The sequence below is a fragment of the Syntrophotalea acetylenivorans genome, from assembly GCF_001887775.1.
GTDB classification, from domain to species: domain Bacteria; phylum Desulfobacterota; class Desulfuromonadia; order Desulfuromonadales; family Syntrophotaleaceae; genus Syntrophotalea_A; species Syntrophotalea_A acetylenivorans.
Window position 1 is genome coordinate 2,032,228 of sequence record NZ_CP015519.1, and the last position, 14,873, is coordinate 2,047,100.

Consider the following 14,873-nt stretch of genomic DNA (forward strand, 5'->3'; position numbering starts at 1 on the left):
TGCCCAGGTAGCTCAGTCGGTAGAGCAGAGGACTGAAAATCCTCGTGTCGGCAGTTCGATTCTGTCCCTGGGCACCAGAAAGTTCAAGGGGTTACGGCTTTTGCTGTGACCCCTTTTTCTTTCTCTGTGTAATTCCTGTGTGATCCCGACAGACCAAACCCTTATTTATTATTGATATCTTCGTTCACAGCGGCAGGCATTAGTTCTGGCGAGCCAATAGTCGGGCCACAGGTGTGGCGAAACCCGCCCCACAAGTGGGGCACATGGGGTATCCATGGCAACAGAATGACGTGGCGCCTTCCTTGGAATGGGAATTGACGAGTTTAGCAAATCATTTTTTCAGCAAAAGGCCATCACAACCTTAAGACGGATGGCAATAAACAGGACAAGCCGTCAAAAAACAGCAAATCAATATGTAATTCTGGTCCTTTAGATGCTTTTCTTAAACCTGCTACAGTTCCTTTATCCCCACCAGAAGCTCCTTCAAATCTTCCTTTTTAACACTTTCACATTTTTGCTTCCTCAATCCGTTAAGATTGTCACGGTTTGTGCATTAATCGTTATTACAAACGGCAATACCGGGTAGATATTTGGGTAAAGCCCAAGTTTTTAGCGCGACAGACTGTCAAACATTGATTCTATGTCAGGATAATGACCAGCTTACCGGCGTTATTTTGAATAGCGCAGTTCTTATCTTTTATACGGAGCGAAAGCAATGATGGAAGACAGACCCAGCCAAGAGATTTTGCTGGAAAGCGGTACCAATGAAATGGAGATCCTTGAGTTTTATCTGGGAGAACAGTCCTTTGGCATCAACGTCCAGAAACTGCGGGAGATTATTCAATACGAACCCGAAAAGACGACCACTCTGCCGGAGAGCAAGCCGTCGGTCATGGGAACTTATCTGGTGCGAGGTCAGTCCATTTCTTTAATCGACTTGAACAAACACCTCAACCCTCAACAGCCTGATGGCGAGGACCCGAAGCGACCTGTCGTACTGGTCTGCCAGTTCAACCAAAAGATAACGGGCTTTATGGTGGATGACGTCAACCAGATCCACCGTATCAGCTGGGAAGATGTCCGGCCGATGGCCCCATTTATCGATAAGTTCCGGCCCCGTTTCACCGGCAGCATTAATGTCGGCAGCAAGGAAATCCTGATCGTCGACCTGGAGCACATCCTGACCGAACTCGATCCTGAACTGAGCAAGGTCTTTGCAGGCACGGCCACTGAAAAGCAGGACACTACAGCAGAAGGCTTAAGTAAAGCCGAGCAGCGCCAGCAGGTCAAACTCATGCTGGCCGAAGATTCATCTATTATTCGCACCGGCATTCAGCGGGTATTGACCAATTCGGGCTACACCCAGCTGACGACCTTCGTTGATGGTGAAGAATGCTACCAAGCGTTGAAAAAAATCCACGGGCAGGTCGACTCGGAAGAGGAATTCCTGCAGCAACTGAATATACTTATTACCGACATCGAAATGCCGAAAATGGACGGCATGGCTCTATGTCGCAGGGTTCGCGAGGAACTGGGCCTGAAAAATCTCAAGGTCATCATGTTCTCCTCGCTGATTACCGAACAGATGGCCGCCAAGTGCGCTTCGATTGGGGCAAACGGCTCTATCAGCAAGCCGCAGATTCCAGAACTGGTGGAGATGGTTGATCAATTCTGTCTCTAGGATTATTGCGGCCGTTCTGCGCTAACCATTTAACTCTAAAGCTTTTTCAACGTTCGACCGATCAGATTAATAACAGACATCAATACAGCCCCTACACCTTTTGGGCGTGCTGCTTTCCCTCCTAAGCGGCACGCCCTTTTTTTACCTGGTCTGAACGAAGTCCACTTCCCCTTGCCTGAACTTCTCACCCCCTCTATACTCACTTCGCCTGTTGTCACTGATTACAATATCCGGTGCATCTTTCACTTTGATGCTCTCGCAAGAAAGAGAAAAGGAGTCTCGCCATGAGCGACTCGAATCCTCTGATCCAGATGGACACATCCCTGGGTGAAATCATTCTTGAGCTAAACGCTGCCAAGGCTCCCATTTCCGTGGCTAACTTTATCGCCTACGCCAAGGCAGGCCACTACGATGGAACTATTTTCCACCGGGTGATCAAGGAATTCATGATCCAGGGTGGCGGCCTGACCCCGGATCTGGCGGAAAAACCCTTGGGTGAGCCTATTAAAAACGAAGCAACCAACAAACTCAGGAACAAAACGGGCACCATCGCCATGGCCCGCACCTCGGAGGTGGACAGCGCTCAGGCCCAGTTTTTCATCAATACAGCCGACAATAAATCGCTGGATCATGCCGGATCGAAACCGGAAGTCTACGGTTATGCGGTTTTTGGCGAAGTGGTCGACGGCATGGATGTGGTCTACACCATCGAACAGGTAGCCACCAACGCCGTCGAAGAGCATCAGGACCTGCCGGTAGAAACGGTGACCATCGAAAAGGTCACGGTAATCGACTGATGTTTCTGGGGTTGCCATAACATAGCCACCTCCACAGTTTCGGTTATACTTTCAACAAGAGCATTATGCGTTGAAGACTGCGTTATTTTGTGGAGGCGCTATGAAATATCGGTTAGCTATCGCCCTGCTTCTGCTGTCGCCGTCGCTGGCCGCGGCTATCTGCCAACCCGATGAAGGCATGACCAAAGATGAGGTTTTTGCCGAATGCGGCCCCCCCGATTATGCGGAGGTGGTTCGAGGCGCAGAGTTCAACTCTGCCATCCCCTTAAGCACCAACGATGCCGTACTTCTAAACGACAACCACCCGATGGTCCTTTGGCAGTACGATCTTTTTGACAGCAAGGACAGCCGTATTATCATGTTTCGCAATGGTCTGGTGGTTCGATGCTGCCTGCCTGAAACCGACTGACGTCTTCCTCCCTGCACTATTATCTCCAACGAAAACCCACATTATTACCACCCGTTCGCCAGCTCACTAGAGAACCCAGAGAAAACCTGTTGAGCTAATGGAATTTCTCTGTGTCCTCCGTGTTCTCTGTGGTGAAGGCATTTGATTTTGTGAGGGCATTGACCTGAAACAGGGGAATATCAAGTCAACGAAATTCAATTTTATAGTAGAGGTCGACGCCGCTTTCGGTGCCGGTCTTCGACTCGACTTCCCAGTGTTCTCCAAGGCTGTAGCGCATACGAAACTCACTGGATTCGGTGAACAGGGACTGACCGTAACCGACATAGAGATCAGGACTCAGATATTTACCGATGGTCAGCATCGAGGTGGACACATCGTCATCACCCGCTTCGAAACCGAGCACGTCGACCCCCAGTTGACGCTTGAGCTGATCCTGTAGAACCACCGATTCCCCCTGAGAAAGGAGGGCTCCGGCTGCTGTCATCAGCAGATCGGCATCGCCGCTTGTTTTAGCCACGGGTCGACCGAGAACGATATAAGCCAGTCGATCATTATTGCCCATGGGCGGCTCGGAGTAGAGTTCGAGTTTGGGGGCGCGGGGAGTCCCGGCAACCCGCACCCCGGCCTTGACCTTGCCCACGGTGCGCAGGGCAAGGATATCGAAGGTCGGGTCCTGGACCGGCCCACCGCTAAACAGAAGATGTCCTCGCTCAATATTGAGCTTGGCGCCGTAGGCACTATAAGCCCCCTCTGCAACGCTGATCCGCCCTGTTCCGGTAGGTTCCTTACCCGGAGCTACCTGCAACTTCATTTTTCCTTCCAGGCGCGCGTCAAGGCCGGCGGCTTTAACCAACACATGTTCACCCAGGACCAAGTCGATATTGGCATTCACGGCTAACGGAGCTTTTTTCCTGGTCGTTTCGCTCGTCGTATTTACCAGAACCACATCTTCGCTGACTTTCACTGCCGAGGAAGCCTCCAGCTTCCGCAGCAAAAACTCATTTAAGGCGACCTGGCCATCGATTCGCAACCCAGACGGAGTGCCTTCAAGTCGCAAGTCCGGGTCGATCTGCGCCTGCAGCTCCGGCAGATCGAGGGCTTGAAATTTTTCACCCACAAGCCTGGCCTGGTATTCGGCGATACGCCAATCCTTCAGACGCAGAAAGCCGCGGCCCCGCAACTGGCCCGGCCCGGAATGCACTACAAACTCTGACAATCCTAGTCGGTCATCGTTAAATTCCAGCGTGGCACCCAGGTCTTTAAGCTCGATGCCGGCTGCAGGCAGATACCCCCCCGCTTCGGCCAGTTTCAGCCGTCCGGAAAAGACCGGTTGGTGCCATTTGCCACCGGCGGTCAAATCGACAGCCAGACTACCGCGGCTTTCCTGGATCACCCCCGGCAGCAACAGAGCCACCAGCCCCTGTTCCCGCATCTGACCGGTGAACCGAGCGGAAAGACTGCCGCCCGGGTCAGGGGCCAGCGGCAAACGAGCCGGCACCGGCAGGAGAAACTTGCCATCGAGTCGACCGTATTCCTCCAGCACCAAAGACATCTCACCGCTTAGCTGCACGTCCTGCCAGTCCCACGAAGCGGTGGCCGATCGCAACTCGAAGGAGAGCAGGCCGGCTGGGGTCTTCCCGGCGATGCGGCCGCCGGCGATTTCCGTTTGGCCAGTGATCCCGATCTGCCCCCCGGGAGCCCAGCTCCCTTGACTGCTGCCGGAGGCCCGTCCCTCAACCTCCATCCCTGCCGGCAAGTTGGCCAGCCACGGTTGCAATTCCAGAGCTTGCCAGTCCAATTGCCATTCGCCCCGTTGCGGCAAGGCCAAAGCAGGAGGCTCAACCGATCGAACCTTGGCTCTAAAGCGGCCACCCACGGCCAGCTCGGTAACCACATCTCCCTGCAGGCCGTTACGATTCCAGGTCAACTGACTGCTCAATCGGCGTAAATCCACCGTTGCCGCATCCTGATCCAAGCGTCCGGTCAGATCAAGCTGGGCCGTCACCTCCCGCTGCCCGTCAACCAGCCATTTCAACCCGGTATGTCCGGAAGACCGTCCTGTGATGCGGATGGCCTTCTGCCAGAGATTGCCCCGGGCCAGATTTAATTCACGCCACTGGGCATCCAGTCGTCCGGAGAAGGGCTGCAGTCGCAGATCGGCCGCTGCTTTCAGTTCCTCGTTTCCGACTCCCTTGAGAGTCATATCCTTTAGCTGCACAACAGAATCCGACAGGATCAAGGGCAGCGGATTGGCCAGCTTCAAAGGACCGATGGCGTCCTGCAGAGACAGTCGTTGCAGGGCACCTTGCCAACTCCCTGCGCTATACCCTCCCGCCAGGGAAAATTCGAGCCGTGTGCTGGGTTTCAGTTCCACTGTCGCCGCCAGACGGTGCTTTTCAGGCAGGCCGGCCCCCTGAATCGTCACATCGGCAATCGGTAGACCGGTACTTTGCAAACCTTTCAGAGCGAGGGACAGGGTCGCCTCATCGCGCCCTGCTTGGCGGGCAAAATCAAATTCAACACCAGTCAGACTGTGCCCACCATAGCGCAACCGTCTACCGTGACCGCGCACGACTCCGGCCAGCTGCTGATCACGCCAACGCAACCACCCGCTTCCCTGCAACGCCCCCGCCGCATCGGGTAGCAGGCTGGCCAGATCGTTGGCACGAAACCTAACATCGAGCCGATCGCTCAGCACGCCTTTGGCACTCAGTGAGACGCCCTGCCCCTGCAATTCAAGAGCGGCCAGCTCCAGAACGGAACCCTGCATCCGGCCGTCCACAGAACCCTTCAGCTGATAGCCGCGCAGGGTACTTTCCAGCAACTGGCCACGCACACCTGCCTCGAAAGGACCTTCCGCCGGTTGCCGCCAGTAGCCTTCCACCTCTAAACCGACAGATCCCGGCCAGTCCGATTGAACAACCGCTGGATCGAGTCCTTTGGCGGTTAAATTGCCACGCAGGTCCAGGAAAGGCTGCCAACCAACGGTCAGACTACCACCTATCGTGCCTTTAAGGGCCTGCACTTGCAATTGCGGAAAAGCAATCTGCTTAAGGTTGCCGGAAAACGGTCCAACCAGTTGCAACTCCTGCCAGCCCGGTCCGTTGTTGCTGAGCTCAACTTCGCCCCGATAATCATCCAATCCACCGGCCAGCTGCAACGTGCCGCTGAGGTCGCTGGCCATTCCCGCAAGTTCCGCCAGATCCCAGTGAGCGAGGTCCGCCTGTAGCTCCAGTTGAAGCGTTTCAGCTGCATAGTGCAATTTGGAACTGCCCGTCACCCTGCCCGCCCGGTCCGGCTGAGCCAGTTCAAAAGCGGTCAAAGCCAGCGTTTCCGAATTCAGCTGGAGTCCGCTGGACAGCGTCAGCTTACCGGTCGGGGCACTAACAGCCGTCAGCTGCAGCTGACCTTGTAGGGATTCTGCAGCTGCACCAGGCTTTACTTGCAGGGATAACTGCAAACGGGCCTCGTCACCTGCCAGGTCAGCCATTTTGACGGCGGCATCCAGAGTCACGCGAGGTCTTAGCCAATCAGCCTCCAGGCCCGCCTTCAAGGTGCCCTGCGGCGCGATCAGTTCCAAGGCGGTCAGCTTCAAGCGGCGCCCCGTCCAGCGCAGACGCCCCGTGAACCGCTCCAAAACAAGAGGCGGTTGTTCCGGTCGCCGCCATTGAGCCGCCGCCAGATGCAGTTGACGCAGTTCAACCCGCAGCCACTTCAACCAGTCAGGCCGTTCCGGCCAGTTCAGAGATAATACCTTCCCCGGTTCTGCCGGCGGGGCCTCTCCGGCAACCGTATGAAGAACCACTCCCTGCACTGAAGCCGCCGTAATCAGCAGCTTGCCGCGCAACAACGCCGTTGGCCGCCAGACCACCTGCAAGGATTCGATGGCCAGTGACCCGTCCGGCCATTCAACCTGCACCTCTTGCAGGCGCAGATCGTCGCATAGACGCCCCTCAATCTGCCCCACGATCAATGGCAGGGAGCTGCGTCGGACCAGTTCGGCGCTCACCCAACGGGCCCCGCTGGTCGTAGCCAGCAGCCAATAGCCGGTCGCCACGGTCAAACAGACCACCAGCAGCAAACCGGCAAGAGCATATTTCCAATAGCGTTTCACCATCCAAACCCTATACTCAAATGAACCCGGTAACCGGGATCGGCAACACCTACCTGGCGAGCCAAGTCAAGGCGGACCGGCCCGACAGGGGTATAGCGGCGAATACCGAGCCCCACTCCTTGTTGCAAATCCATAGAAGCAAAAGCATTAAAAGCGTTGCCAACATCATAAAAGAGTGCCGCCCCCCACTTCTCGCCCAGGGCCCGCTCCAGCTCGACACTGCCCACCAGCAGATGCTTGCCGCCGATCACCTCTCCCTCTTCATCCTCCGGCCCCAGGGATTGATACGCATAGCCCCGAACACTCTGATCTCCACCGGCAAAGAATCGAAGCGAAGCGGGAACATCCACCAAAGGCTCGTTCTGGGCTGTATATCCCCCTCAACCCGGGAGAAAAGGGTCATACGAGCCGGCAGAGGCAGCAACAGATTACCGGCAGCAAGAACCTGCACCAGGCCGGTATCGGAACCGAGCCACTGATGGCCGCCGCGAACCTCAAACTCGTACTGATGGCCTTTTCGAGGTCGCACCAAGTCCCGATAACGCCGCCGGGAATAGCGCACCCCCGGCAGGATCATTCGAGACGTATCGGTAACATCGCCAACAGTAGACTTTTCCTGGAACAACTGTACATACAAAGAGCCTTTACGGCCGCGGCCAAGGTCCCGCATTCGCTCAATCTCAACGGTTATTTTTTCCGTATCGAAGGTATCGTTCTCTTCATTCTCGTAGCCGGCTCGCAAAGCCGTCGCATTATGCTGATTCTCGTCATCGGGAATTATATAGGAGGCTATAACCGCCTGCCTTATCTGCGAGAGATTGAGCTGCAGATTCAAGGCGTGCCCTTGTTCAAAAATATTGAAATGGTCGAAAGACAGGGAAAGGCGGGCACCGGTGTCAGTACCGTAACCGATGCCTGGGCGCAAACGCATGGTTGCCCCCGGAGTCAGGGCAATACCGACGGGAATCATTTCATCGACCATTTTCGATCGATCGGGCAATACGCGAATCTCTTCAAAACGGTCGGCATCGAGAAGATTAAGCTGAGTGTCGCCAAGGCGAGCGTAGGAAAAGACGTCTCCAGCATCAAAGGCCAGGTAACGCCGCAAAAAGGATTCGGGATATTGATCGGCACCGGTAAAGGTTACCGCACCGAACCGGTAACGGGGGCCGGTCTGCAACAGCAACTCGACGTCTGCTGTTGCCCGGTCAACATCAAGGCGAATTTCATGCACTGTGTAGTCGGCATCGAGATAACCAAGGTCCTGCGCCCGTCGCTTGAGAGCGGCCTTGCCTTCCTCGTAAACGCCCTGATGGAGCACATCTCCCTGTTTTAAGGGAAACTCCTCCAGAAGAGCCACCAGTTTGCCATTGTGTGTTCCACTGCCGGAGAGATCGATCTGCAGACGTGCCAACCGAATGGCCGGCCCCAGTTCGATGCGGATCTTGAGTACATAACTGGTCGGATCGACTTCCCGCAACTCTGTTTCGATGCTTGGCCGGTAATAGCCAAAGGGCTGCAAAGCCTTGTTCGCCGTCGCCGGTACCTGGTCGACAAAACGCTGTAGCCAGCGCTGGTCGACGGCCCCATCCCGCAACAAATTGGGCGGCGGCACCAAGGCAGCGGCCAAATTCTCCCGCAACACTCCATCGACGCCTTCAAATTCAAAGGTCAATGGCCCTGCGGCCCGTACCGTTCCGCAAGGGGCCACAACGATAAGTGTCAGGAACAACCAGAAAAGCAGTAGGTTAGGCTTGAAAACAGAAGCAAGCATACGGTCCCCATAAAAAACAAAGAGCATGCTTTGATTTTAGACGGGGCAGGTTCGCTTGAAAAGGAAATAGATCAATGGATGTTGTGATTTCTTTTGGGGCAAACCGGTAATCGGATTGGACGCAGTGCCCGTACACATAAAAATAATCACTTGTGCCCGGACAATTCCCTGGCCTTATCAGCAGCACTCCTGATAGCGATAGACGCCATGAAAAGCGCCGCCTCTGCCGACCTCGGTAGTCCGAACCGTCACTGACCGATAGTTTGCGAGATCCTCCAGAGCAAGACGCTGGTGCTGTTTGACCAACCCCGTCACGGTAACTACCGGTTCAGCCGACACCTGACCTGAAAAGACGAGACACAGGGACAACAGGCAGAATACGCTCCGAAAATACCACCCAGGCTTCATCACAAGCTCTCTTCCTTAAAAAAAAGGGGCAGGCTCACACGATTCAATCACCACGGAGAGCCTGCCCCTTTGTACCCATTTTATCAACACGCCGGCATGTCAACGCGTCGCATTAAATCAGAGTTACTGGCATTCGCTGGAACGCTGATTGAGGCGCGGGCCCACGTAGATCAAACCGAGAAACTTTTCCGGATCGGCCTTCAGCTCGTCCACGGCCTGTTTCAAAGTGGTGCGCACCAACCGTTCACTGCCGGCCATTCCGGCACTGAAGACCAGAGCCACCGGTGTATCGGCGGCATAGGTGCGATCGAACCGGGGTTTCAGTTCCTGAAATTCCTTCAACCCCATAAAAATAGCCAGGGTATCGCCGCTCTCGGCTACCGCTTCAAGCAACTGGGGATGTTCTTTCAGTCCGCTCGGCATGGTGATCACGATAGATCCCCCGGCGCCAATGTCGCGCTGAATCATGGCATTGGCCGCGTTGAAAGAGCTCAAAGCCGGTACCGTCTCCAATTCATCGTCGCTGAAGTAGTGACGAATCCACCGGGAGCTGCCATAGATGAGCGGGTCGCCCCAATCGATAAAGGCCACGTTCTTGCCTTCATCGAGGGCTTGACGAATCTTGACCACGCCGACTTTTCGTTCGTCATCAACCTGTTTCGCCAGTTCCTTGGCGCTGAGTTCGGGGTGGGCCTTGCGGTAGATATGCTTGATGAGTTGCAACGGATCGAACAGGTTCGGCTTATTGCCCAGGTAGTGGGAAAAACGCTTGGCGATATCGGCCGGAGCCACCAGCACGTCGGCACGGGCCAGGGCGCTGAGGGCCTCCAGGGTGAGCAGATCGGTATCGCCGGGGCCGACCCCGATGATGGATATCTTGGCCTGCGGTTTCAAGTCGATGATTTCGATGCGATCGACGGCCAATACGTCCCGATCGTCAACCAGCTCTTCGGGAACGATAATCCGGTATTTGCCGCCGCGCTGCCCTTCGAGGGGCTTGCCGTCGGCACTTTCGGCCAACATGATCCGCCGCCCCTTGAAAGACTGGAACAGCTCGCCGAAGGAGAAGAGGGCCCGGTAACCGTCCGGTGCCGAGATCATCACCGCCTTGGTCAACTCATCGCCGACACCGACAGATTCCAGCACCTTGGCCAGGGAAACCCCTTTGTAGAGATGCAGACCGTGGTAGCCCATATGCAGGCCGACGACCTTCTTCCACATCTTCATTTGAGGATAGTCTTTAAGGCTCGAGAGCTTAAGTTCCTTAGCCACCAGGCCGGTGACTTGAATTTGACCTGATTCAAGCTTTACCGAACGATCGGACTTGAGCTTCGGGTAAAGGTCGAGAACCTCGATACGGGTAACCCCTTCCAAACAACGATCGGTGTAGAAATCCCCCCGAATCAGCAGCTTGGGCAGCTGGGCCGGGCGGGCGTACTGTTCTAGAGCGCTCTTGTATATTTCCGGGCCATGGCATTTCTGGCAACGGGCCTCGGTCATCATCGGCTTAACCGGCGCAGCGGCAAAAGCAATGGCATATTCAGTCCCATTGCTGTAATAGACCTCGCCCCAGGACAGAACCACCTGCTTGCCGGAAGCACCGGTCACGCGGATAGCCAGCTCAATCCCCTTGCCAGTAGGTTGATCCTGAGTGATGACTTCAGCCATATCCAGCAAGGTACGGAGTGGCACCGCCTGATGCAAGTAGACCCCGTGGAACTGCCGGTTACGGTCCACCTCGTTGAGCTGAATCTCCACCGACTGAAAACGGGACAGCTCGGCAACGGTCAGCTTGAGAGGATTAGTCACATCACCGGTAATGGTCAGCACCGGATCGGCAGAGGCTCCATGGTTTGCCATGGCCAAGGCGCTGCCGCAGAGCAGCAACCAGATCAGCGGGATGCCAAACAGCTGAGCGAATCGTCTCATTGCTATTGTCCTCCGTTGCGAATCTTGCGAATTTTCGGAAAGTACCAGAGCATCAGCAAACACAGCACTGTGTTGCCGATCAAAATCAACCACAGGCCAGGGTCCTTTTTGACGGTAATCTGGAGCGGCGGCAGTTCATCAACACCGGGTTTGCCGGCCATGCCGAGATGCAGGGTGTAGCCTTGCCAGTAGAGGGGTTCAAGAATGGCAATCGGGTGCTGTTCGACCTTGGCGCCCGTTTTCAACTCCAGGGTTGCGGTACACTGGCGCATTTTGCCTTCCAGCTCCGGTTCCTGCCAATAATCGTAGCGCCGCTCAAGCAGAGTGACTTGCAGGTCGTCGAGGCTTACCTCCTCGCCTACCACCGCCAGAAGCCGCTCTTTACTGCCGGTAAATTCCGTCAGGGCATGTCCTCCGATAATAAACAGAAAACAAAAATGCATGATCGAGGGGGCCAGCAGCAAGAGAAAGAGACTTCGGCGATGATGTTGCCGCCGTTCCCATAAAAAGCGGACCCGATCCAGGGTACAGGCCAGAGTATTGGCAAAAAGCAGGGCAAGCAAACCGAAAAGGGTGAAGATCCACCAGCTGTGGACGTCACTACGTGTCCCCAGCCAGGCGGGAAAGAGCTTGGTATTCAGTTCGCCGAAGACGGGCATGACCTTGGCGTAAAGACTGCCGACAAACAGATTCAGGGTGAGCAGGACGAGCAGCCAGAGGGTCAGGCGAATGCCAGACAGAGCCTTCCACAATCGATTAATCATGGCTTTCCTCCGTCAGTTCGGGATTACGGCAGGCTCCGGGGACCGCGCCATGGGGCAATTCACCGTGCACCTGCTCCTGGGCGGTCACGTGCGCCTTGCCTCTGCCGGAACCTTTACCGGAAACCTTAGCGGGATTAAGCACAGTGAGGTGAGCCGCTACCTGCAGAGCGTAGGCGACTAACAGCACCACAAGCCCGCTGGAAAAAGCCCAGCGGGCCTTTTTACGAAGATCGAAAGAGCTGTCGAAATGAGTATGAAGATAGCCGCAATAGAGGCACCAGATGGCCGCCGATTGCAGATGCCGTTCGCCCCAGTGGAAAAGGCTGGCCCAGCCGAGATAACTCCAGACGGCGCCGACCACCTGGGCCAGGCTGTAAAGGATAAAGCCCCAGATAGCCAACTCATTGAACAGCAGATCATCATTGGGCTTGCGCAGCTGCCGCCAGGCGAACCAGCCGCTGGCCAGAAACAAAGCAACGGCCAGCACCTCCAGGCAAAAGAACATCGGCGACGACCAGGTAGCGGTAAAGGGACCGGGCGGTGGAATATTAACCGGCAAGGCCAGGGTCGTTGCTATGGTCAAAGTCGTCAGCCAACTCATAGAAGCAGCATCCTGCAATCGCCCGCGCATCAGGCAGATCAGCCCCACCAGGGCTAGAGCCCAGGGCAGAAAGAGGGCACCGTTGAACACCCCATCGAGAGAAAATATTCCCCAACTCCAGCAGCGACTGACTTGACTTGCCGTATGGCCGGCGAAACCGAGCCCCAGCAGCCAGCAGCTAAAGCGGTGGCGTTTCAGCAAATGAAAGAAAAGGCTGCCGGCATAGGTACCGGCAGCCACATTGAATAACACAGAGGAGGCAGTTGCAATGGTCATGCTTCAATCCCCTTGCGGAGGGAAAGTATAAGGCTGTCCTGGATTACTGCTTTCTGTCCAGGACAGCCCAAATCAAAGGATTAATAGGTGAGACTCAGACCGGCCAGAAAGGTACGTCCAGGCGTGAGGAATCCTTCTTCGTGATAAAACTTATCCGTGATATTACTAACTTCGACAAATACTTTCCCGTCCACGTCCCATTTGCGGCCAAGGTTCTGCTCGAGCCGGGCGTTGAGCAGAAAGAAATCCGGTCCCTGCTTCCAGTTGTCGTCATTGTCCTCAAAATACTGCCGTTGGGTGTAGGAGGCCTGGGTGCTTGCGGTCAAACCAAAACCAAAGCGGTAACGCAGGTCAAGATTCGCACGGTGACGGGGCCGTCCTTCCAGTTCACGACCGTTCCATTCGTCATCGGTTCTCTGTTCGGTTTCCAGATAAGTATAGTTGAATCCCATCCAGAAATTGTCGGTCACGTCCGCACCTAAAGTGGCCTCGATGCCTTGCGTGTGTGCCTGGCCAATGTTGGTATAATAACTTGCCCCTTTGGGCCCGACCTTATCGATCAAATCCTTGATATCGTTGTAGAAAAAAGCCACCGAACCGCTGACCCTGTCGTTGAAGATGTGAGTCACACCGATTTCATAGCTTTGAGTTTCCTGGGGGTCGAGATTGGGATTGCCACCGCTCACATCGCTAAACAACTGCTTGAGATGGGGGAAGCTGATCTTCTTGGCCATGGAGCCGTGCAGAGTGGTATTTTCCGACAGGGTCACCACCGCCCCGATCTGGGGATTGAAGGCATGGGCGCTGCCCGGCACCGGCTGATCATTGGCTTCGCGGGGATCAAAGTAGTCATAACTGGCACCTAGGGTCAAAGCCAGCCAGTCATTAGGTTTAATTTCGTCCTCGATGCCGAACGTATAGGTATCGGCACTGTATTCACCAACGTCTTCCCAAGGACCGCCACTCTTGGGGATTTCGCTCTGTTCGCAGTCATCGCGTACAAAGCTCAGGCCAACCTTGAGGAAGCTCAAAGGACCGAAATCCATAAATGTCTGCAGATCGCCACCGACTGTATAATTGTCGTAGGTGGAAGCAAGCCAGAAGTGCTTGTGGTCTGCAGTGAAGGTCAGATCTTCCTCAACCAAACTATCTTTATGGTCGACATAATAACCCCGGGCCTTGACCCGTAGCCAGTCGGTAAATTGTTTTTCCCCAACCAGGCTGACATGCCACTGCTCCCACTCATTGAAGCGCCAACTGCGATTGGGCACACCCTTGGGGTTGTTGTGATAGTCGAAGGTCAGATAGAGGCTGGTATCTTGATCCGGCTGCCAGCCGAGCTTGGCATTGATAGTGCGCTTCATATATTCGCTACCGTCGCGCTTACCGCCGTCCTCCACAAACGGGTTTCCATCAACAGTGTGTTCCCCGATAAACATCGGATCGCTGTCAAAGTCATTGGACAGGCGATAACCGTCGGACTGGCGAAAACTCGTGGTCAGCCAATAGCTAAACTTGCCGAGAGTCGCACCTGTATTGAAGATGTAATTTTGAGTGGCGTAGTTACCCCAGGAAGCAATAACCTCGGCTGTAGGCTTGGCCCCGGCCGTCTTGGTTACAATATTGATAACCCCGCCAAAAGTATTGGCGCCGTAAAGGACCGAAGAGGCCCCCTTGGTCACCGTGATCTTGGCGACTGCATCGACCGGAAGCTGGGACAAATCCAGTTCGCGGTAATACTGCTCATACAGAGGCACACCGTCGATCAACACCTTCAAATCGCTCTGCTCGAAGCCACGTACGCTGACGTAACTCTGGCCTTTGCCGCCGACTGCTACATTGACACCGGGCAACAGCTCCAGAGCCTCGGCTACAGTCTGGGCTCCTCGCTGTTTGATATCCTCAGCGGTCACCTCGGTAACGGTGGTAGCCAGATTGACCACCTGCTGTTCGCCGGTAACAATAACCTCACCGAGCGAAAACACCTCGCTGTCCGCTGCAAAACCGGGCATTGCCGGCAGCATTGCCAACAGGCACATCCAGACCAGCGGTCTAAACAACCTTGCACTCATAATAAATCCTCCTGAAAATGTCCCATCGTTTTCAATACACCCAAATTC

Annotated in this window: 11 protein-coding genes and 1 tRNA gene; 4 read left to right on the forward strand and 8 right to left on the reverse strand. The window is 55.2% G+C overall.

Translation table 11 applies throughout. The features are described 5' to 3' along the window. The first annotated feature begins 1 nt into the window (after position 1). From A7E78_RS09305 to A7E78_RS09320, 4 genes are all read left to right on the forward strand, one after another. Positions 2-77, forward strand: a tRNA-Phe gene (locus tag A7E78_RS09305). A 638-nt stretch (positions 78-715) separates the two neighbouring features. Continuing rightward, positions 716-1,681 carry a chemotaxis protein gene (locus A7E78_RS09310; protein WP_072283959.1) on the forward strand — a complete coding sequence of 322 codons (966 nt, stop codon included), beginning with the start codon at positions 716-718 and terminating at the stop codon, positions 1,679-1,681. A gap of 284 nt (positions 1,682-1,965) precedes the next feature. After that, on the forward strand, positions 1,966-2,478 hold the full coding sequence (locus tag A7E78_RS09315; protein WP_072283960.1) for a peptidylprolyl isomerase: 513 nt from the start codon (positions 1,966-1,968) through the stop codon (positions 2,476-2,478). Positions 2,479-2,578: 100 nt separating this feature from the next. Next, the gene (locus tag A7E78_RS09320; RefSeq protein WP_072283961.1) at positions 2,579-2,887 is read left to right on the forward strand and encodes a DUF2845 domain-containing protein; all 309 of its coding nucleotides are present in this window, start codon (positions 2,579-2,581) and stop codon (positions 2,885-2,887) included. 184 nt (positions 2,888-3,071) lie between these two features. Here A7E78_RS09320 and A7E78_RS09325 read toward each other — a convergent pair whose 3' ends face one another. The 8 genes from A7E78_RS09325 to A7E78_RS09355 all read right to left on the reverse strand — a co-directional run bounded on the left by A7E78_RS09325 (position 3,072) and on the right by A7E78_RS09355 (position 14,825). Next, the gene (locus A7E78_RS09325; protein WP_072283962.1) at positions 3,072-7,004 is read right to left on the reverse strand and encodes a translocation/assembly module TamB domain-containing protein; all 3,933 of its coding nucleotides are present in this window, start codon (positions 7,002-7,004) and stop codon (positions 3,072-3,074) included. Then, the gene (locus tag A7E78_RS14845; protein ID WP_158516095.1) at positions 6,998-7,351 is read right to left on the reverse strand and encodes an autotransporter assembly complex protein TamA; all 354 of its coding nucleotides are present in this window, start codon (positions 7,349-7,351) and stop codon (positions 6,998-7,000) included. The genes A7E78_RS09325 and A7E78_RS14845 overlap by 7 nt, the downstream gene beginning before the upstream one ends. Further along, on the reverse strand, positions 7,249-8,775 hold the full coding sequence (locus A7E78_RS09330; RefSeq protein WP_158516096.1) for an autotransporter assembly complex protein TamA: 1,527 nt from the start codon (positions 8,773-8,775) through the stop codon (positions 7,249-7,251). Before A7E78_RS09330 ends, A7E78_RS14845 begins: the two co-directional genes overlap by 103 nt. A 177-nt stretch (positions 8,776-8,952) precedes the next feature. Further along, positions 8,953-9,183 (reverse strand): hypothetical protein, encoded by a 231-nt coding sequence (locus A7E78_RS09335; protein WP_072283963.1) that lies wholly within the window; start codon positions 9,181-9,183, stop codon positions 8,953-8,955. Between the two features lie 123 nt (positions 9,184-9,306). Next, on the reverse strand, positions 9,307-11,112 hold the full coding sequence (locus A7E78_RS09340) for an SAM-dependent methyltransferase (protein WP_072283964.1): 1,806 nt from the start codon (positions 11,110-11,112) through the stop codon (positions 9,307-9,309). A 2-nt stretch (positions 11,113-11,114) separates the two neighbouring features. Continuing rightward, positions 11,115-11,876, reverse strand: coding sequence for a hypothetical protein (locus A7E78_RS09345; protein WP_072283965.1), 762 nt, complete (start codon positions 11,874-11,876; stop codon positions 11,115-11,117). Beyond that, positions 11,869-12,753, reverse strand: a complete 885-nt coding sequence (locus tag A7E78_RS09350) for a cytochrome C assembly family protein (RefSeq protein WP_072283966.1) — start codon at positions 12,751-12,753, stop codon at positions 11,869-11,871. Before A7E78_RS09350 ends, A7E78_RS09345 begins: the two co-directional genes overlap by 8 nt. Before the next feature lie 80 nt (positions 12,754-12,833). Next, entirely contained in the window at positions 12,834-14,825 is a 1,992-nt protein-coding gene (locus A7E78_RS09355; RefSeq protein WP_072283967.1) for a TonB-dependent receptor, read from the reverse strand. Positions 14,826-14,873: the final 48 nt, after the last annotated feature.